The sequence below is a fragment of the Altericista sp. CCNU0014 genome (assembly GCF_044923475.1).
Taxonomy (GTDB): domain Bacteria; phylum Cyanobacteriota; class Cyanobacteriia; order Thermosynechococcales; family Thermosynechococcaceae; genus JAAURS01.
The window spans coordinates 1,035,107-1,054,504 of sequence record NZ_CP137338.1 but is presented as its reverse complement, the minus strand read 5'-3'; the positions used below and the strand labels follow the sequence as shown (position 1 = coordinate 1,054,504).

Here is a 19,398-nt window from a genome sequence, read left to right as displayed (position 1 = left end):
CGAGCGAGAATCCAGAATCTAACCCGCGACCCGGAACCGATCCCCAGCTCCCTACGACAATTAAAGAATGAATCTTAAGGTTGACCCAGGGATCGAAGACTTGAGACTAGAATGCGTAAGGTGACGCCAGCCGCACCAGAATTTAAAAAGAATGCATCTGCGCTAGAAATTCTCCCAAATCTGGGAAAGCTAATGTCAAGCTTTATTTAGTTTTAGAGAAAGAAATTCGGATGGTAGTCACCTTTACAGTCATTAGGGATCGGGAGTGTTAGCTTTGTGAAAAGACAGAAGATAATATCACAAAATTCCGGTATAGTCATGGCTCAGCTCATCGATCCCGTCCCGTCCGATGCCTCGGATTTAATCTGTTGTTGTTATATCAACGCAACGAGTAAGATTCAGATTGCCAGAATCACCAATATCCCCAATTGGTATTTCGAGCGCGTTGTTTTTCCAGGCCAGCGCTTGCTATTTGAAGCTCTACCTGAAGGGCATTTGGAGATCCATACCGGCATGATGGCCAGCGCCATCCTGTCGGATACCATCCCGTGCACGCAAATTCAAATTACTGACGACGAAGTCATGGAACCTGCCTACACGATTCAGGACGAACGCCGTCTCGAAGCTAGAAATGAGGGCTACGGTCAGAGGCCAGTGCAGCTTGAAAGCCAGTTTGAAGCGTTCTCTGCGGAGCCGTTGAAGTTTCAAGTCGCTCAGGTTTCTTGATTTTATCTCGCAAGATCCTCTTAAAAGTTGAAGATCGCTTTTCATTAAAAATTTTGCCTATGCATTTTCCCATTTGGAAAATGTGAGGAATTTCAATTTACTCAATATCAGTCGATTTCAAAAGAACCGTTAATAAACAGAGACCGATCTTATAAAGACTGTGGATGTCTATTATGGAGGGCTAGGGCGTAATGCTCTGGCCCTTTATAATGCTGCTGAAATGCCTTGAAAATAATAGAAAATATTACTGTTGCAACGCTGATGGTGGGGATGCGCTCTGCACTGTGGAATTTTTCTTCCTTTAAGGATCGGTCTATGAATCTTCCGTCGTTTCTGTGGCTTTGGAAAATTGCGGCCTGGTCGATGGGGTTTGCGCTGTTGACCTACGTCTGTTTGGCGGTTACGGGCATGGGAATGCTCCGCGCCCGCCACGGCCAATCGCCGAGGGCGCGATGGCGAACCGTTCATATCGTTCTGGGGCTTACCTTGGTCGCACTAGTGCTGGGTCTGTTGACCATTGGCATTGTGGGGACCTTGGGTCATTATGGCAATCTGGGACATTCTTTCCATGCATTGGCTGGTAGCATCGTGGTTGCCATCACAGTGCTGTCTGCGGGGGCAGCGCTACAGATCAAAGAAGGAAACGTTTGGGCTAGACGCGTCCACGTCAGTCTGAACGGTCTTCTGGGGGCGTCTTTTGCGGCAGTACTTTGGACTGGATGGACTGTGGTTCAAAAGTATCTTCCTTAGCTCGAACAAAGGGATGGGATGCTTACGGCAATGATGAATCGCCCGTTACTGTTTCAAGTTGCTTTTGTTTTAGCCATTTTGGGGCTGTCCTACTGGGGGCATTGGTTCTTTGGCATTTTGCTGCGTCGCTTCAGACGCTGGTCCGAACAGCACTTGCACCCCGCCGAACGCCTGTGGACGGAGTTGGGCGGGGTATTGCTCTTGCTGCTGTTGCGAGGGGGGCTGTGGCTGTTGGCGATCGCCATACTGCTCTCCCAAATCCCTTTTTTGAAGCCCTTTTCTAAAGTGTTGGATACCGAACTGTCGGGGCAGTTCGGGCGCTGGGTGACGAAACCCGCCATCAATTTAGGTCGAACTCAACTGTCCTTAAGTACGGTGGTGACGGCGATTCTAGCGGCGATCGCCATTTTTATTGGCGCGCGATTGCTCAGCCAGTCTATTAAGACCTGGGTGCTGGGCCAATCGCGGATGGACCGGGGAATGCAGGAGGCCATTTCTGCCCTGATTACCTACGCGCTCGCCATTCTCGGTCTCGTGATTTTGCTCCAAACCATCGGTCTGGACCTCAGTTCCTTAACCGTATTGGCTGGGGTCGTGGGCTTGGGGTTTGGGCTGGGGCTTCAGGAATTAGCGAGCAACTTTGTCAGCGGACTGACCCTGCTATTCGAGCAGCAAATTCGCGTGGGAGACTTCGTTGAGATTGACGGCATCGCGGGCACCATCGAGCAGATTTCGATTCGATCCACCACGTTGCGCACCACGGATCGTCGCTTTGCGATCGTCCCCAATCATTTGTTTTCCCAGAAAAATGTCATCAACTGGAGTTACCAAGAGCCAGTCACGCGCATCCACATTCCCGTCGCGGTCGCTTTTGGTAGCGATACAGTCCTCGTGACCGAAACCTTAATTGCCTGCGCCCGCATGGAGAATGGCGTTTTGGACGATCCGCCGCCCTCCGTCTGGTTTAAGGCTTTTGGAGAAAGCGCCTACGAGTTCGAGCTGTTGGTGTGGATCGATCGACCCCAAAATTTCGAACCGATTAAAAGCTCGCTCAATTTCTCGATCGAGCAAGAGCTGCGCCAAAGCGGCATTGAAATTCCGTTTCCCCAGCGCGAGCTGCGGCTGCGCGATGGGACCCGCTGGTCCGAGCGCGGCATCGACCTCAAGCACCCCGCTACCACCCCAGCCGCTGCCATCGCCGAACGCGCGTCGCCAGAGCGCGCCAGCTATCAAGAGTTAAAGTCCCTGCGCGTGCTCCTCAAGCAAGTCAGCTACTTCAAAGGCTGTAGCGACTCGCAACTGCGAGTGCTGATCGAGCAGGGCTACCGTCGTTTTTTCCGACACGGCCAAATTATTTGCAAAGAAGGAGACGCCGGAGAATGTTTTTATATTCTGCTCAAAGGCCGCGTTGAGGTCATCTCCGAAAAGCTAGGCCAAGAGATCGCCACCATTGAAGCGGGTGGATTTTTTGGTGAAATTTCGCTGTTTACGGGAATGCCGCGCTCCACGACGGTTCGAGCCGTCGAAGACGTTACCCTGTTTGTGGTAGACCACCGCGCCCTCAAAATTCTCCTGCAAGATCATCGGGAACTCGCCGAAAAAATTGCCGAGGTCTTGGCCCAACGTCAGCAAGTGTTGAGAGAATTGGGCGTTCTTTCTGCCGATCTATCGCAGAATGAGACAGAGGCCCCCTTGTGGTGGATTCGGCAGCGCATTCACAGTCTTTTTGGGATTTAACCTCTAAAATTGGTCCTAAGGGATTTCTCGCCCACTCCCGATCGATCCCCCTGAGCTTACTCGGAATTTACCCCTCAGCCCCGGCGCGAATCATGGATCAAGATCAACGCAATCGGTTTCGCCATTTGCTCATTATTGACGATGCGGAAGGACGGCGGACCGTTCCCCTAGAGGCCGCAACCTACTCCATTGGCCGCGATGCGACAAATTCCGTGGTGCTGCACTCTAAGATGGTGTCGCGACAGCACGCCATTTTGCTGCGGGTGACGTCCCCCGATTCTTCTACCTATTTGTTTCGGATTATCGATGGCGATTTGCAGGGCAAGCGCAGCACCAACGGTCTGATCATCAACGGACGGCGGCTGTTTTCTCACGATCTCAAGCACGGCGACATGGTGGTGTTTGGGGGAGATGTCCGGGCAAAATATTACGCCATTTCCAACTTGACGGACTCGGATTTTGATCGATTTGTGGAAGCAAAGGACCTTTCTACCATTCTCTCAAATTCGATCAATCCGTTTCAGACTTTAGTGCCGACGGATGACGATTTTCAGGACATGAGCGAAGCGGCACTGGTGCGCTTGGCGTCGTTCCCGGAACTGACTCCGTACCCGATTTTAGAGATCGATCTGTCGGGGATTGTTACTTATCTCAACCCATCGGCGGTCATGCAATTTCCCGATATTTCGGATATCGGCGTCATGCACCCCATGCTTCAAGGGTTGTTGCCGATGGCAAAGCCCGCGCAGCCCGGCCACCGCACCTTTTTCGTGCGGGAAGTGGAGATTGGCGATCGCGTTTTCGAGCAATCGGTCCACTACATTGCCGAGAGCGATCTAGTGCGCAGCTACGTCGCCGATATTACGGAGCGCAAGCGGGCTGAAGAACAGCTCCGCCACCAGGCACAGCGCGAGGCGATTATCAATCGCATCGTTCAGGCCATGCGGGGCACCATGGTGACGGCAGAGGTGCTGCAAATTACGGTAGGGCTGCTGCTGGAGGCGCTGGAAGCCAGCCATTGCATTATCGTGCAGATCGGTGCAGATGGAGAGCCGATCGATCACTACGTCAGCCATACGGCGGTCGGTCGTCACGATTTAATTCAAGGGAACGAGCGATTTCTGCGGTTGTGTCAGGACGCAATGATTCAAGGAAACCAGGTGGTGCTCACGGACGACGACGGGGGCCTAGATCTGGAGATTTTGGCGATCGCCCAGCAGTGTCAGGTTTCCTCCGTGCTGATGACGCCGTTGATTTACCTGCAAAACTATCTGGGCAGCATTAGCCTTTTCCAAAAGAGCAACCCCGCCAACGCCACGCTGCGCGAGTGGAATACGGACGAGCGCGGTCTGGTCAAAACGATCGCCGACCAATGCGCGATCGCCATCCATCAAGCTCAGCTTTACCAAAAGGTCCAGGATCTCAACGCCGACCTAGAACGCCAAGTCCAGGAGCGGACCGCCCAGCTCCAGCAAAAAATGCAGGAGCTAGAACGACTCAACAGCCTCAAGGACGACTTTTTGAGCACTGTCTCTCACGAATTGCGGACCCCCATGTCCAATATCAAAATGGCGATTCACATGCTGAACCAATTCCCGCTAGAGCAGCGCCAAAAGCGCTACATCGACATTTTGGACGCCGAATGCGAGCGGGAAACGGAGCTGATCAACGATCTGTTGGATCTTCAGCGCCTTGAGGCGGGCGTAAATCCTGTCGGGGTTGAAGATGTCCACCTTAAAGATTTGGTCCCGCGCGTCCTCCAGCCCTTTCAATCTCGGCTCAGCGAACGAGAACAGCAGTTTAGGATGGACTGCGATGCTGAAATTCCGGCGATCAAATCCGATCGCGCTTGCTTGGAGCGCATCCTGTCGGAGCTGCTGAACAACGCCTGCAAATATACGGCTCAAGGTGGCGAAATATCGCTCCAGGTCAGCCACATTTCTGAACCTCAAAATATCGTTCATATTAGGGTTGCCAATCAGTCCGACATTCCCGAACACGAACTGACTCGGATCTTTGACAAGTTTTATCGCGTGCCGAATGCAGACCCGTGGAAGCAGGGCGGAACGGGGCTCGGATTGGCCTTAGTCAAGCGTCTAGTCGAGCAGCTCCAAGGCAAGATTGGCGTTGAAAGCCGAGGGGGAATGACGGCCTTCAACGTCGATTTGCCCATCAGCCCGACGTTTAGCACGGGATTCCAACCCATGTCTTAAGGGGCGATCGGACTACAAGGCGAGAAACAGACTGGGTTCTACAGAGAAAAAATCTCCCAAAGCTTTCGCTTGAGCATTGCTGATGCCTCGTTTTCCGTTCATCACTTCTGATACAACGCCACGGGAACCAATGACACCCACCAAATCTTCTTGAATGAGTTCTCTCGCCTCCATTAAGTGCTTCAGCATTTCTAAGGGGCTAGCAACGGGGATAGGATGGTTTTCATCTTCAAATTTTTCGATCAGCGTCGTTAGCAAATCGAGTAGCGCATCTTCTTCAGGCGTTCGATTTAAACTGTGGCTTAATTTCTCTGCTAGTTCAATCGCCTTTTCATTCTCATTGTCGCTAGAAATTTTTTGGGGTTGATATCGAGCTAACAATTCAGCATAAGCTTCTCTATTAAAAGTAAGGGTCATCTTTCCACCTATCTCTGTCGTATTCAGCGTGCGTGAGGATGTACTTAATAAAAATCTGTAGATCAGAATAGAGTAAATCCACAAGTTGAGTTAGTAACAAGATTGGCATCTGAAGGAATTTAAACCATAAGCTGTGTAATGCAATTGCTCAAATTGCTTCATCGGCGATTGGTCAGCTTGGCAGAGCGTGAACAAGCCTCACTGAGTCAGTGCATTATTTACCTATCGACTCATCAACCTACACAGTTTAGCCCATTGCCGAATCTGATATCGCAAAGCAAGAACAAGTCTTTTGATCACTTTTCAAGGATTTAGAACTTTAGAATAGATTTAGCTCACTGAAAGCATGCCGATTTCAGGTAAGACAGAACAGGTAGAATCAAACCAACAGTTTAGTTAGAGCTGAAATGATTGAGCGTTTGCAAAAGCGTATTCGTGAAAGCAACAAGAATAGACCTTGAAAGTAGCTATTAGGCAAGCTCGAATTGGATATATTTGAGCTAAAATAAATAAATAAATGAATTTAGTTCTGAAGTTAAACGCCGTGAAAAGGTGTCATTCGAAAAAACAAAAATGTTGACACAACAGTATGTTACCGAAATCAAGCTCACTCGCGATAAAGTATCCTCATTCAACGAGTATCCTTTTTCTTTGCCTGCTGTCCGAAATTTAGACACTCTTCAACTTCACCCAAAAGTTACATTTTTTGTAGGTGAAAATGGATCAGGAAAATCAACTCTACTTGAGGCAACGGCGATTAACTGGGGATTTAATGCGGAAGGCGGGACAAAAAATTTTAACTTTAATACTCATTCTTCCCACTCCACTCTACATGAATATATTCGTTTGTCTAAAGGAACTAAAAAACCGCGCGATGGATTTTTCTTGAGGGCGGAAAGCTTCTTTAATGTTGCGACGGCAATAGATAAAATAGATGAAGATCAAGATGAAAATTTATCCTCTCGTCCACCACTGATCAACAATTATGGGGGGAAATCTCTGCACGAGCAATCTCATGGGGAAGCTTTTTTATCTCTTATGATGAATCGCTTTAGTGGAAATAGCTTCTTTATCCTTGATGAGCCAGAGGCAGCACTATCCCCTCAAAGGCAGCTTGCTGCTTTAGTCCGAATACATGACCTTATTCAGGATAATTCTCAATTTCTTATTGCAACACACTCTCCTATCATTATGGCTTATCCAGATGCTTACATATACGACTTTTCCAATGAGGGTATACAGCAAATAAATTACCGCGACACTGAACATTACAGAGTTATGTATAACTTTTTGTCTAACCCAGATCGTATGATTGAAGTATTATTAAACGATTAGATAGGCATACTTGACTTGTGCAACTGACGTGTAACTGTTAGTGTCCCTAGTTTTTCGCCACAGATTTGAGACGGTCATGCTTGGTATGGTCACGCTGTAAGACCAAGAAGAAAATGGTCAAACAACTGTCTTCATTGGGGAACGCACCAATTTCATCGGACTTGTTCCTAAACTCTCGAAACAATCGTTCGAGCGCATTAGTGGTTCGGACGAGTGGATATAAGGATGGGTTCAAATCATAGAAATTAAAGGTCAAAACAATATCTCTCAAAAAGGAGCGGATGGCATTAGGTTCAACAGACTGCCAAGTCTCGACAAAGACCACCAATCGCTCAATGGCTTCCATCCAATCATCGGTTTTATAGATGTCATAGGCGTCAGTCTTAATCTGGGTATAGCGAAGCTTCTTTGCTTCTGGAAGGTCTAGGGTCTGACCTTGCGCATCTTGGATGGATAAATTCTCATAGCCCAGATGACGCAGCATTGCCCTGATTTTATGAGTGATGCACAGTTGATGCTGGGCCTGAGGTACCCAGGCTTTGAGCACAGCGGGCAATCCATTGGTCCCATCACTGACGACAACCTCAACCCCATCAAGCTTCAATCCACGCTCCTGTAAACCCTTGAAAAAAGACTCCCAGGCGAATTGAGATTCACTCTCGGCAATCTCATAGTGCAAGATTTCACGAGTGCCATCTGGATAAATGGCCATTGCCACTAAAACAACCCGTTCTTCGGCTTGACGCAAGGCGCGCACATGTCCAGCTTGGTCTTCAAAGGTTTCCCCGCTTGCATATTGAATTCTCACCCAAACACCATCGACAAGCAAAATGGGTACAGCAGTGGTAATTTTTGCCGTGCGCCGTTGATTCATCTGCTGTTGAGCGGCTTCTGTGATTCGGTTGATGGCATTGACCGATAATACAGCCCCGAGTAATGGATAGAGCGCTTCTTGCAAGTCTCGCAAGGACAGGCCCATGACATACAGACTTAGACAAAAGTTTAATAGACTGCCAAGGCCCCGTTGATAGCGCCCCAAGATTTGCCAGTCTCGGTCTCTGTTCCCATGGCGCAGCTTGGGTACCGACAAGGATTCGATGCGCCCGTATTCGCTATCAAGGACTCGCTTGAAGTAGCCAGACCGACGAGGTCGTTCTCCCGCAAGCTGATTGAGATGCTCTTGTAATTCTTCGCACAGAGCTGCTTCTAAGACGCTTTGCGTAACCCCCAGAACCTCTGTATTCAGTTTTTCCTGTAGGACTTCGTTCAACTCTGGATATGGATTTTGGGTTTGAACCCGCAGTATTTGGGCTTTGCGTGTGACGATATCCATTCTCTGTTGGCCTGAATCTCTTATCCTCAGACCTTTTCACGCTTTGGCCTCTATGGCGAAAAACTCAGGACACTAACTGTAACTGTTCAAAAAAACACGATTTTACAGAATACTGAGATCTTTGGCCGAATTTATTCTTGCAAATTCTTTGAGTCTGCAAGAATAAATCTATCGACATAATTTAGTTGAAACTATCATTAATTAGCCACAATTAACATAGCCATTGCCTTCGGCTGGATAGAAGTAAACTGTATTTCCTGCTCCATCATTACCAATGCCAAATAGGTAAGCCCAAAAATATGTTCTACGTGCAGTAGAGTAATAAGATGGACTATTATATATAGCTTTCCCATTACCTCCAAATACTATACTATTGTCATCAAAAAAATTATCAAAAAATACATCGCCTGTGAGACTAGTTATGACAGTGAAAGATTTCGAGGTATTTACTGTAAAGCTTGCTACTGCCTTGCCTCCAGTAAATAATGAACACCTCATCGTTAAATCTCCTGCGTTTCCATAATAGGTTTTTGAAGCTCCATTCGCTGGGCATGATAATGCACCGATCAGTAAAGTAGAGATAAACCCAGAGGCTAGAAGAGCGTAGGATTGTTTTTTCATTCTGAAGCATTCCATGGTTTAGTTTGATTGGATTCTTTAATCTAATTTGTGCTGTTTCCTATCCACTTTTAATGTTTAAGATTGAAAACACCACACAAATAATTTATTGCAAGAAAATTTTACTAACTTAGTAGAAGTTAGAAGCTTTCTTAATTTCGTTGGATACTTAAGATCTAATGCTAGTGAAGTTAGCTTTTCTAGTGCAACTAAATCAGACGCTAGAAAGTATCTTGACACTCTTAGTTTGGGTCAAATCGGAAAGTAGCTCCATCTGAACCTTTAAAGGTTTCTCCAGGCTTCATTTCTACCCCATCAGGTTTCACGAACTTGAACCCTTTGCGGACACCTTTCTCAAAATTAGGTTTTAACTTTAGACCGCTCTTAAAAGTTTGAGTGCCATCTTCGTCAATAACTGTTCCATTGGGTAATGTTGCTTTTTCCCCCTTTGGGATGACTAGCGTACACGTCCCGTCAACACATTTAGATTTTGCCTTCAATTCTGGAGAAAGGTCATCATAAGTAAAAATCTCAGGATGTCTACTTTTTATTTTCTGAATGATTTCTGGTGGTAGCTTTGGTTCTTGATCTGAGGGGCTAGATGGTTGTTGGGCTGAAGAACTAGATTCCATGATGATAATGATAAAGGTCATGATGATTGAAGAAAGAAAAAAAGAATAGCAATCTGACAGATGCAAATCTTTTAGGAACTTTATCCTGAGTTTTTTTCATGCTATTATCCAAATGATTGCTCTTGTACGTTTATGTAATTTTTACATTAATCAAAAAAAAGGCAACACTTTTTTCCCTAAGTGTTTCAAATTCGTTTAATGTAGACTAACCTGAGCAATTCTTGGAGAGATACAAAATGCTGACTGCTCAAGGATTTGGGTTCGCTTAATGAGTGAATAAATGTGGCCTCAAAGTAAATTAAATAGCTTATATAACAAGGAGTCGTTCATTCACAATTAACCAATATTTATTTCTCTTAATCTAAAAAATGGTAAAGTCATCAACTGCTTCAGCCTTTGGATAGTAGAACTGAACCTCTGCTAGGTTTTTCCAGTTTCCCTCTATGCCTGGTACAGACTGGCATAGAGGGCTTCTCACGAATCAGCATGTTTCTCGCAGAACTCTCGCAGAATTGCTCGACTAATGACATGTAGTGTCTAGAAATCCTTACTAGCCCTATGTTCTCGTATCAAGAACACCTAGTCAAACTTAAAATACATTTAGATCAAAACCCCCTCGCTGTTACAACAAGGGGGTTAAGTTTTATGGACAGCTCACATTAATTAAATCTGAACCACATCGCCAGCAGCTTGAAGTCGCGCCCGCGCCCGCTTGAAGTCCTGAACGGCTTGGTAGCGTTCTTGGCGATCGCTGCCTCGATCCGCTTCTGCCAAACGGGATTGAGCGGCCTCAAACGCGGCCCGAGCTGCCTCTCGGTCGATAACATCGCCGCGTTCGGCTCCGTTGACCAGAATCGTCACCTCGTTGGCGTCCACTTCGGCAAACCCACCCGTAAGGGCGATCGCCTGCCAGCCTTTGCCTTCCCGCACCCGCAGTACGCCCGGCTCGAGCGCCGTGAGTAAAGGGGCGTGGCCTGTCAAAATCCCAAGTTGACCCGTGGTGCTCGGCAGAATTACTTCTTCTGCGGGCGCATCCCACACAGTCTTATCCGGTGCAATCACCCGAACGGTTAAGGTCATGGAGTTCTCCTATGGGTGCCTCTTATTTGCCTTCGGCTTTGAGCTTCTCACCCTTGGCGATCGCTTCGTCAATGTCGCCGACTAGGTAGAAGGCCTGCTCCGGCAAATCGTCGAGGTCGCCAGAGAGGATCTTCTTGAACCCCGCGATCGTCTTCTCTAAGGTCACGTACTTTCCAGGGGAACCCGTGAACACTTCTGCCACAAAGAAAGGCTGAGAAAGGAAACGCTCGATCTTGCGGGCGCGAGCCACAACAAGGCGATCGTCTTCCGAAAGCTCGTCCAGACCTAGAATGGCAATGATATCTTGCAGCTCTTTGTAGCGCTGAAGCGTAGACTGGACCGCACGCGCCGTCGTGTAGTGATCTTCGCCCACGATTGAAGGCTGAAGCATGGTAGATGCAGAATCCAACGGATCCACAGCCGGATAAATCCCCTTTGCCGCTAAGCCACGGGACAGCACGGTCGTACCGTCCAAGTGAGCGAAGGTGGTTGCTGGTGCGGGGTCGGTCAAGTCATCAGCAGGAACGTACACGGCCTGAATGGAGGTGATCGAACCTTCCAGGGTAGAGGTAATCCGCTCTTGCAAATCTCCCATGTCAGTCCCCAGGGTAGGCTGATATCCCACCGCAGAAGGCATCCGACCGAGGAGTGCAGATACTTCAGAACCCGCCTGCACGAATCGGAAGATGTTGTCCACAAACAGAAGCACGTCCTGCTTGTTCACATCCCGGAAGTATTCGGCCATCGTCAGTCCGGTCAGACCCACCCGCATTCTAGCTCCGGGGGGTTCGTTCATCTGACCGTAGACCAAGGCGATTTTAGAATCGTTGAGGCTATCTTTATTGATAACGCCCGATTCCATCATTTCGTTGTAAAGGTCATTCCCTTCGCGGGTCCGCTCGCCAACTCCGGCAAACACGGATACACCACCGTGATTGGTAGCGATGTTGTTGATCAGCTCCATCATAATGACGGTCTTGCCCACACCAGCACCACCAAACAGGCCGATTTTTCCGCCGCGACGGTAAGGAGTCAGGAGGTCAACCACCTTGATGCCCGTTTCAAAAACCGAAGGCTTGGTTTCGAGTTCCGTGAGCTTGGGTGCTGCGCGGTGGATCGGGAAGGTCTCTTCGTTGTTGACGGGACCTTTGTTATCGACGGGCTCGCCGAGGACGTTGAAGATCCGACCGAGGGTTGTTTTGCCCACAGGAACAGAAATTGGGGCTCCTGTGTCCACCACATCCATGCCGCGAACCATACCGTCCGTGGCGCTCATGGCGACGGCCCGGACTTGGTTGCCGCCCAAGAGTTGCTGTACCTCGCAAGTTACCGAAACGGTATTGCCTGCCGAGTTTTTACCTTCAACTCTCAATGCATTGTAAATTCGTGGCATTTTGCCACTGGGAAATTCGGCGTCCACGACGGGGCCGATAATTTGCGTAATCTGACCGACGTTTGTCTTCTCTGTGGTGGTGACCATGCTCAAGCCTATGATGTGATGACCTACAATGCTGCAATTTACCTACCTATAGTAGAGGGGCAGCTCATTGCATAAAATCGCCACCTTCCAAATTATCACTGAATGGGATCGCAAGGTAAACTTTCTTTGCAGAAATCCAGTTCATTTCGCTCCAAGCGACGGGGAGGGCACTTAAGCCCTATCTTGAGAGCGAAGCTCGGATCGAACGCATGTCATAGGGGTCAGCATGAGTACCCATTCGGCCAAAATTCCAGAACGCGCTTTAGGAGAGACCGTACTCGGAGTCGGGAATCCCCCGCTCGTAAGGCTGGCGAAGGACGCTATCCGCAGGAGCCTCCAGGCTTCCACGATCGATGGCATTTTTGCGGCCATTTACACTAATGCGACGGGAGGCGTGTTGCTCACCAATTTCTTGATGGATTTGGGTGCTAATGTCACGCAAGTGGGTCTTTTGGCATCTATTCCCCTGATTGCAAACCTAATGCAGCCGCTGGGGGCTTACTTTTCGGAGCGAGTTGCCAGCCGTCATTGGTATTGTTTGGGCGTATACGCACCGTCTCGGTTATTGTGGGTACTCCTGTTGGTAGGGCTAGGGCTGTTGCACTGGCACTATATAGATGCTCAAACCCTCATTCTTTGGACCTTGGCGATCGCCCTGTTCAGTTACAGCATTGGTGCGTTAGGCAGTGCGGCGTGGCTGAGCTGGATGGCCGTCTTGGTCCCGAAGCGACTGCGAGGGCGATATTTTGGCTTGCGCAACAGTGCGGCTAATTTGACCAACCTCATTGCGGTGCCGTTGATGGGGGTAGCGATCGCTCGATGGCCCGGTGGCTCGGTGGAGGGGTTTGGCGTCCTGCTAGGGGCGGCGATCGTCTTTGGCACGATCAGTCTGCTCTTCCAAAACTTTATGGCAGACGTAAACCCCAAGCTTCAGCACGCTCTTACGGAGCCGTCGCACGTCTTACCTGCTGCGATCCAATCTGGCGTCGAAGCGGAATCCGATGCATCGGAGCCAGAAAAAGTCCAGTTTCCCGATGTGTGGATGTTTCTGATTTATTTCAGCAGTTGGATTTTTGCCTTTAGCCTGAGCGCGCCTTTTTTCAATCTTTACATGTTGGATGACTTGAACCTCCCGATCTCGCAGGTCACGCTCTATAACAGTTTGATGGCGGGTGCGAATTTACTAATGCTTCTGATTTGGGGCCGTTTGGCCGATCGCATGGGGAACCGTTTTGTCTTGGCGATCGCCGGAATCATCCTCGCCCTCATCCCGCCCCTTTGGTTGTTTGTCGGCACGGATTCCCTTTCAATTTGGCTGTGGCTCCCGCTCCTCCACGTTGCGATGGGAGGAACTGGCGCGGCGATCGATTTGTGCGGCAACAATTTGCAGATTGGCGTTGCTCCTTTGCGCAACCAAGCTACTTATTTCGGTTGGATTGCAGCGGCAGCTGGCGTCAGTGGCGCATTGGGGACAACCCTAGGCGGGTACTGGGCGGAGCACTGGATGCAAGGAGGGCTGCTGGGAATCTTTTTATTGTCGAGCGCGTGCCGCGTGGTGGCGCTAGTCCCGCTGGCGTTTGTGCGGGAGCATCGCGATTTGTCTTTAAGCCAGCTCGTACAGGTTTTTTCTTCTGCCGCAAAATCGATTCAGTCGGAGGGATAGCGCTGAAATTTTGAGCGTAAAGGTCAAGCGACGGTTAATCTGCCAGAATGAAAGGCAATTGTTAAAGACGCTCGAGTCATCCCAAATAGACCGAAATATTTTCCCCGCACTCTTGAATACGAGATCTAAACGCGCTTATGGCAGGAAAGCTTACCACCCATGTTTTAGATACAGCTTTTGGACGGCCTGCTGCCAATATGACAGTGGAATTATGGTCTATTCAAGGGCAGTCCGGGCAAAAAATACTTTTGAAAACCGTGGCGACTAACAGCGATGGACGGACGGATGCGCCACTGCTCATCGGAGAGGCATTTCAGGCAGGGGTTTACGAGTTGGTGTTTTCTGTTGGCTCCTACTTTGCAGACCGGACCGATCTCCCTTCTGAATTCCCTTTTTTAGATCGGGTTCCCATCCAGTTTGGGATTGCGGACGCCTCGGTCCATTACCATGTGCCGTTGCTGACTTCGCCTTGGGCCTACAGTACCTATCGAGGCAGTTGAATCATGGCTTATGAGATCGCCGCTCTCAACCAAATGAGTCAGGACGACTTTGGGGCCGCCCTCGGTGCCGTATTTGAAGCAACGCCCCAGATTGCCCGTCAAGCTTGGCTTCAGCGACCGTTTGCCGATGTTGAAGCCCTGCATCGAGCGATGGTTGACTGCGTCAATGCCATGTCTTCCGACGCAAAATTAGCCCTGATTCAAGCCCACCCCGATTTAGGGACGCGGGTCAAGATGGCGGAGGCATCGGTGAAGGAGCAGGCTGGCGTGGGGCTAGATCGGCTGAGCGCAGAAGAGTTCGAGCAGTTTCAATCCCTCAATCGGCAATATAAAGCACGATTTGGGATTCCGTTTATTGTGGCGGTCAAAAATCACACTAAGGCCAGCATTTTAGAGTCGTTCGAGCGCCGCCTCAACCATTCGGCAGAGGCAGAAACGGCTCAGGCATTGGCTGAGATCGCGCAAATTGCCAAGTTTCGCCTCCTGGATTTGGTGGTCTAAGCCATTTCGTAGTGCTCTACCGTTGGAAACGGATCGTAGAAATGGTGGAGCAAAGCGCGCCATTCTTGGTACTCTGGCGACTGTCGAAACCCAACCGTATGAGCTTCTAAGGTTTGCCAGCGCACCAGCAGCAAGTAGCGATTCTCTGTCTCGATACAGCGTTGAAGTTCGTGGGAAAGATATCCCGGCATGGAACCAATGATGGCTGAGGCCGTTTTGAAGGCAGTTTCAAATTCAGTTGCCAACCCCGGCTTTACCTCCAAAATTGCGACTTCTAGGATCATTGGTTCAACTCCTAACAGCAAGTTTCAAGGGCTGAGAGTCATTAATCGTCGCGGTGGACGATCTGCGGCGAAAAGGCTGGAATGCAGACTGCAATATACTCGGCACCCTCGCTTCCAGGCGTACTGTAGCGAACCCACTCTCCGCGATTGACTATAACCGCCTGCCCAGCCATCACATCCAACACTTTTTCTTTAGTTTCTACCCGCAAACAACCTTGAAGGACGACGGTATATTCGTCAAATTCTGGGGTTTGCCCTGGCTCGCTCCAGCCACTAGGGCTTTGCATTCGGGCGATGCTGACGGTTTCTATGCGGGAGTTGACCCTGCCAATAAATTCCTCGATGGTTTTCGGCGGATGCCCCACTGCCTCAATTTTGGTTGTTTTGCCGATTAACGTGACCATTGATGGAATCCTTCAGCGATTAAGGACAATATACTTTTTGCTCGTTTCAGCACAGATTATTGGATTGAGCAATTCGGAAAGTCAATGGACACTCAGGGCCTAATCCCAATCAAGAGCGCCATTTCCAGCCATTTCCAGTAACAGTCTACGTCATCGAAGCCAATGTCTCGGAACCATTGCAGCTGCGTTTCTACATCCAACAAAATGTTCGATCGATCGTCGGGGTGTTCGCTAATGCCGATCGCCACTCGGAATTGTTCGTGAACTTTGGCGTTGGGAGAGGCCACATGTTCCAGATTGCAGAAAATACCGCCGGGTTCTAGCAAGGTAAATATTTCCTGGTAGAGCGATCGCTTTCGTTCGTGGGAGAGATGGTGAATTGCAAAGCTAGAAACCACCGCATCGAATGTTCCAAGCGTTGGTAGCGGCTCGTCCAGATTGTGGGCGATAACTTGCACGGTTTCGTCATCGGCAAACTGGGTTTGAGCTGCCTCTAGCATCGTGGGCGAAAAGTCGAGGGCGATGCTTTTGGCTTGGGGGCGATCGATTTTGAGAAGCGAGAGCAGCCGACCGTTGCCTGTTCCTAAATCCAGAATCCGTTGGACGGTTTTGGGGACGTGTTCTAACAGCACGCCTTCTCCTTCAGTGCGATGGGGAAGGGTATCGGCGATCGCCAAGTATTTCAAGGCGTGGTCGGCGGATGACCAAAGGTTAGTCATTGAAGGATTCCTTAATTCTAAAAAAGGTCATGCGATCGCTCGGTGCGGTTGGATAGGTTCTGCCTTTCGTGGCCGTTCTCCTGGGTTGTAAAGGTTAAGGGAGAATGCGATCGCGCACATCGCTAGCAAAATCTTCGTAGCGCCTTAAAGCTGTTACTGTAACCTGGACGTATTGCCCCATCTGTTTCATGATGGGCAGATCTAACAGGATTTGGTCGAGCCGATCCGGCGAGTTAACATCCAGAATTGCAATTACCCGACGCATTCCCACGCATTTCCATAAATCCACGACCACGCCAGCTTTTTTAGCGCCCAGTGCCGCTTCTGCCTCCTCTGCCCAAATGCGGAATAAATCTTGCTGGGACATATGGGCACCGTATTCGACCTGAAAATCCAAATGATACAACATGACTGATTTTGCTAATTAATAATGAGAATATTACATCTGCGTCACGATTTGGATAGGGTATTTTGAGCGAAAGTAGGGGAGTCGATCGACTCCATGGTTGCAGGCGAGTTGGACTTGCTCTAGGAGATCGCTTGTCTCTTCCTTCTGGCACCCTCAAACTCGCACTCCAAAGAACCCACTGCATGGAGAAGCTGCACCTTAGCCTTTTAGTTTTAGCTGGAGGTGGCGATCGCAATTTGGTTTCGCGCCAGCCGAGGTAGCTGAAGCTTTTGCTTCAACCAGGGAAGATCGGCTTCCGATCCCCGGCTTAATTCCGATGACCGATTAATTTTTCCCGGAGCACCTTAATGCGATCGCGCAATTTCCCGGCTTCTTCAAATTCCAAATTCTTCGCAGCCTCTTTCATCTGAGCTTCCAACTTCTGAATCAGAACCGGAATGTCCTCAAGGGGTAGATCGTCCACTTGCTCGAAGACCATCTCTAAGTCTTGAGCGTTGAGACGGCGCGATACATCTAGGAAAGCCAAAATTGCATTGCCGGACCGAGATTTAGTAGAGGTTGGCGTAATGCCGTGTTTTTCGTTGTATGCCTGCTGGATAGCTCGCCGTCGCTCGGTTTCGCTGATGGCAGCAGCCATGCTGTCCGTGAGATTATCTGCATAGAGGATAGCCTGCCCTTTGATGTGGCGCGCTGCCCGTCCGATGGTTTGAATCAGCGATCGCTTGGCCCGCAAAAAGCCTTCCTTATCGGCATCCAAAATTGCGACCAGGGAAACTTCCGGTAAATCCAAGCCCTCCCGCAGTAAGTTCACGCCCACCAGCACGTCAAAAGTACCTTTGCGCAGATCCTGCAAAATCTCAATGCGCTCGATGGTATGGACTTCCGAGTGAAGATATCGCACCCGGATGCCGCGCTCTTGGAAATATTCCGTTAAATCTTCTGCCATGCGCTTCGTGAGCGTGGTGACTAAAGTGCGCTCGCCGAGCTGCACGCGCGCTTGGATCTCGCCGAGCAGGTCGTCGATTTGTCCCTCTGTGGGGCGCACAAACAGCTCTGGGTCCAGGACGCCCGTGGGTCGAATGACCTGTTCGACAATGCGATCTTCCGAAATACCGATTTCCCAATCACCAGGGGTGGCGGAGACAAAAATGCACTGAGATACTTTCTGCCAGAACTCCTCGGACTTGAGGGGACGGTTGTCTGCCGCGCTGGGGAGCCGAAAGCCGTGATCGATCAGCACTTTTTTGCGGGCTTGGTCGCCGTTATACATGCCCCGCAACTGAGGCACCGTGACGTGGGATTCGTCTACCACCAGCAGCCAATCTTTCGGGAAGTAATCTACCAGGCACTCCGGCGGATCGCCAGCATTGCGTCCGGCCAGATGGCGGGAGTAATTTTCGACGCCGTTGCAGTAGCCCACTTCCCGCAGCATTTCCAGGTCGTAGCGGCTGCGCTGGCTCAAACGTTGGGCTTCTAGCAACTTATTCTCGGACTCTAAAAGCGCAACCTGAGCCTTCATTTCAGCCTCAATGGCCTCAATGGCAGCTTCCAACTTCTCTTTAGGGGTAACAAAGTGACGGGCTGGGTAAATGTTTAGCCCATCCATACTTTGTAAAATCTCCCCCGTAACCGGATCCACCAAACGCACCGCATCGATTTCATCCCCAAAAAACTCGACCCGCACGATGCGATCTTCATAGGCAGGGCCAATTTCGAGGACATCCCCGCGCACCCGGAAGCATCCCCGACCCAGATCCACATCGTTGCGGGTGTATTGGATATTGGTGAGCGATCGCAGCAATTGCCGCTGATTCACCTCTGCCCCTACGATGAGCGGGATAGAGGCTTTGAGGTACTCGGAAGGCATCCCCAAGCCGTAGATACAGCTAATGGACGCCACCACGATCGTATCCTTGCGCTCGAACAGCGATCGCGTGGCGGAGTGACGCAGCATGTCTATTTCTTCGTTAATCGAAGCCGTTTTTTCGATGTAGGTATCGGTGACGGGAATATAGGCTTCGGGTTGGTAATAGTCGTAATAACTGACGAAGTATTCGACGGCATTGTTGGGGAAAAATTCTCGTAGTTCGTTACAGAGCTGCGCGGCTAGGGTCTTGTTGTGGGCCAAGACTAACGTGGGTTTGCCGATTTTTTCAATCACTTGAGCGACGGTGTAGGTTTTGCCCGTCCCCGTCGCACCCAGGAGGGTTTGGAACTGATGCCCAGATTTTAGGGACTCGGCGAGCTGGGCGATCGCCTTGGGTTGGTCGCCTGTCGGTTCAAAGGGAGCCTGAATCGAAAAGTCTTTCATGGGGATGAATAAGGGCGATACCTCAGCTACTACGATAGCGCTTACCCTTGGCGGGGGTGGTCAAAGTCTATGAGGATTGCCGGGGAAAACCTAAAATTGGGGCATTATGGCAGCACTGTCCCCTCAAACTTTAAACGCGGTCTCTCCGCACAACCCTTAGCTTCCCTTGCTATGCTGAATTTATTGGCTCAGTCCATTGAGATGGCTCGGCTGCGGTTGAAAGCATCCAAAACATGAGTTGATGCCTTCAGGTGTCATCCCGCACTAACAATTGAGCTTTATGAAA

The 19,398-nt window shown here is 49.8% G+C and carries 20 protein-coding genes; 9 read left to right on the top strand and 11 right to left on the bottom strand.

The features are described 5' to 3' along the window. Positions 1–318: 318 nt before the first annotated feature. The 4 genes from R6H26_RS05275 to R6H26_RS05260 all read left to right on the top strand — a co-directional run bounded on the left by R6H26_RS05275 (position 319) and on the right by R6H26_RS05260 (position 5,426). Positions 319–726, top strand: coding sequence for a DUF1830 domain-containing protein (locus R6H26_RS05275; RefSeq protein WP_404788953.1), 408 nt, complete (start codon positions 319–321; stop codon positions 724–726). 225 nt (positions 727–951) lie between these two features. Next, the gene (locus R6H26_RS05270) at positions 952–1,476 is read left to right on the top strand and encodes a DUF4079 domain-containing protein (RefSeq protein ID WP_404788951.1); all 525 of its coding nucleotides are present in this window, start codon (positions 952–954) and stop codon (positions 1,474–1,476) included. Between the two features lie 30 nt (positions 1,477–1,506). Beyond that, positions 1,507–3,213, top strand: a complete 1,707-nt coding sequence (locus tag R6H26_RS05265; protein ID WP_404788949.1) for a mechanosensitive ion channel domain-containing protein — start codon at positions 1,507–1,509, stop codon at positions 3,211–3,213. 92 nt (positions 3,214–3,305) lie between these two features. After that, the gene (locus tag R6H26_RS05260; RefSeq protein WP_404788947.1) at positions 3,306–5,426 is read left to right on the top strand and encodes an ATP-binding protein; all 2,121 of its coding nucleotides are present in this window, start codon (positions 3,306–3,308) and stop codon (positions 5,424–5,426) included. 12 nt (positions 5,427–5,438) lie between these two features. Here R6H26_RS05260 and R6H26_RS05255 read toward each other — a convergent pair whose 3' ends face one another. Continuing rightward, positions 5,439–5,843 carry a type II toxin-antitoxin system HigA family antitoxin gene (locus tag R6H26_RS05255; RefSeq protein ID WP_404788945.1) on the bottom strand — a complete coding sequence of 135 codons (405 nt, stop codon included), beginning with the start codon at positions 5,841–5,843 and terminating at the stop codon, positions 5,439–5,441. Positions 5,844–6,416: 573 nt separating this feature from the next. Here R6H26_RS05255 and R6H26_RS05250 point away from each other — a divergent pair. Next, positions 6,417–7,178: an AAA family ATPase gene (locus R6H26_RS05250; RefSeq protein WP_404788943.1), complete on the top strand. Its 762-nt coding sequence runs from the start codon at positions 6,417–6,419 to the stop codon at positions 7,176–7,178. A 46-nt stretch (positions 7,179–7,224) separates the two neighbouring features. Here the strand turns inward: R6H26_RS05250 and R6H26_RS05245 are convergent, their stop codons facing one another. The 5 genes from R6H26_RS05245 to atpD form a co-directional block, all read right to left on the bottom strand. Beyond that, complete coding sequence (locus tag R6H26_RS05245; RefSeq protein ID WP_404783412.1) at positions 7,225–8,511, bottom strand: transposase; 1,287 nt, start codon at positions 8,509–8,511, stop codon at positions 7,225–7,227. Between the two features lie 201 nt (positions 8,512–8,712). Next, on the bottom strand, positions 8,713–9,132 hold the full coding sequence (locus R6H26_RS05240) for a hypothetical protein (RefSeq protein WP_404788941.1): 420 nt from the start codon (positions 9,130–9,132) through the stop codon (positions 8,713–8,715). A gap of 239 nt (positions 9,133–9,371) precedes the next feature. Continuing rightward, positions 9,372–9,782 carry a hypothetical protein gene (locus tag R6H26_RS05235; protein WP_404788940.1) on the bottom strand — a complete coding sequence of 137 codons (411 nt, stop codon included), beginning with the start codon at positions 9,780–9,782 and terminating at the stop codon, positions 9,372–9,374. Positions 9,783–10,424: 642 nt separating this feature from the next. Then, on the bottom strand, positions 10,425–10,841 hold the full coding sequence (gene atpC / locus R6H26_RS05230; RefSeq protein ID WP_404788938.1) for an ATP synthase F1 subunit epsilon: 417 nt from the start codon (positions 10,839–10,841) through the stop codon (positions 10,425–10,427). 22 nt (positions 10,842–10,863) lie between these two features. Continuing rightward, positions 10,864–12,321: a F0F1 ATP synthase subunit beta gene (gene atpD / locus R6H26_RS05225; RefSeq protein ID WP_404788936.1), complete on the bottom strand. Its 1,458-nt coding sequence runs from the start codon at positions 12,319–12,321 to the stop codon at positions 10,864–10,866. Between the two features lie 226 nt (positions 12,322–12,547). Here atpD and R6H26_RS05220 point away from each other — a divergent pair, with 226 nt between their 5' ends. The 3 genes from R6H26_RS05220 to uraD all read left to right on the top strand — a co-directional run bounded on the left by R6H26_RS05220 (position 12,548) and on the right by uraD (position 14,985). Next, positions 12,548–13,984 carry an MFS transporter gene (locus R6H26_RS05220; RefSeq protein WP_404788935.1) on the top strand — a complete coding sequence of 479 codons (1,437 nt, stop codon included), beginning with the start codon at positions 12,548–12,550 and terminating at the stop codon, positions 13,982–13,984. A gap of 137 nt (positions 13,985–14,121) precedes the next feature. Next, positions 14,122–14,484 carry a hydroxyisourate hydrolase gene (gene uraH / locus R6H26_RS05215; RefSeq protein WP_404788933.1) on the top strand — a complete coding sequence of 121 codons (363 nt, stop codon included), beginning with the start codon at positions 14,122–14,124 and terminating at the stop codon, positions 14,482–14,484. Between the two features lie 3 nt (positions 14,485–14,487). After that, a complete protein-coding gene (uraD, locus tag R6H26_RS05210) occupies positions 14,488–14,985 on the top strand; it encodes a 2-oxo-4-hydroxy-4-carboxy-5-ureidoimidazoline decarboxylase (protein WP_404788931.1) in 498 nt (165 codons plus the stop codon). Here the strand turns inward: uraD and R6H26_RS05205 are convergent. The 4 genes from R6H26_RS05205 to R6H26_RS05190 all read right to left on the bottom strand — a co-directional run bounded on the left by R6H26_RS05205 (position 14,982) and on the right by R6H26_RS05190 (position 16,801). Next, the gene (locus R6H26_RS05205; RefSeq protein ID WP_404788929.1) at positions 14,982–15,269 is read right to left on the bottom strand and encodes an antibiotic biosynthesis monooxygenase family protein; all 288 of its coding nucleotides are present in this window, start codon (positions 15,267–15,269) and stop codon (positions 14,982–14,984) included. The two genes, uraD and R6H26_RS05205, sit on opposite strands and share 4 nt — an antisense overlap. 41 nt (positions 15,270–15,310) lie before the next feature. Further along, on the bottom strand, positions 15,311–15,673 hold the full coding sequence (locus tag R6H26_RS05200) for a cupin domain-containing protein (RefSeq protein ID WP_404788927.1): 363 nt from the start codon (positions 15,671–15,673) through the stop codon (positions 15,311–15,313). 92 nt (positions 15,674–15,765) lie between these two features. Further along, positions 15,766–16,392, bottom strand: coding sequence for a methyltransferase domain-containing protein (locus tag R6H26_RS05195; RefSeq protein ID WP_404788925.1), 627 nt, complete (start codon positions 16,390–16,392; stop codon positions 15,766–15,768). Between the two features lie 94 nt (positions 16,393–16,486). After that, entirely contained in the window at positions 16,487–16,801 is a 315-nt protein-coding gene (locus R6H26_RS05190) for a muconolactone Delta-isomerase (protein ID WP_404788924.1), read from the bottom strand. Positions 16,802–16,932: 131 nt separating this feature from the next. Between R6H26_RS05190 and R6H26_RS05185 the strand changes: the two genes are divergently transcribed. Then, entirely contained in the window at positions 16,933–17,061 is a 129-nt protein-coding gene (locus R6H26_RS05185; RefSeq protein ID WP_404788922.1) for a hypothetical protein, read from the top strand. Between the two features lie 47 nt (positions 17,062–17,108). Here R6H26_RS05185 and uvrB read toward each other — a convergent pair whose 3' ends face one another. Next, entirely contained in the window at positions 17,109–19,112 is a 2,004-nt protein-coding gene (gene uvrB / locus R6H26_RS05180; protein ID WP_404788920.1) for an excinuclease ABC subunit UvrB, read from the bottom strand. Positions 19,113–19,398: the final 286 nt, after the last annotated feature.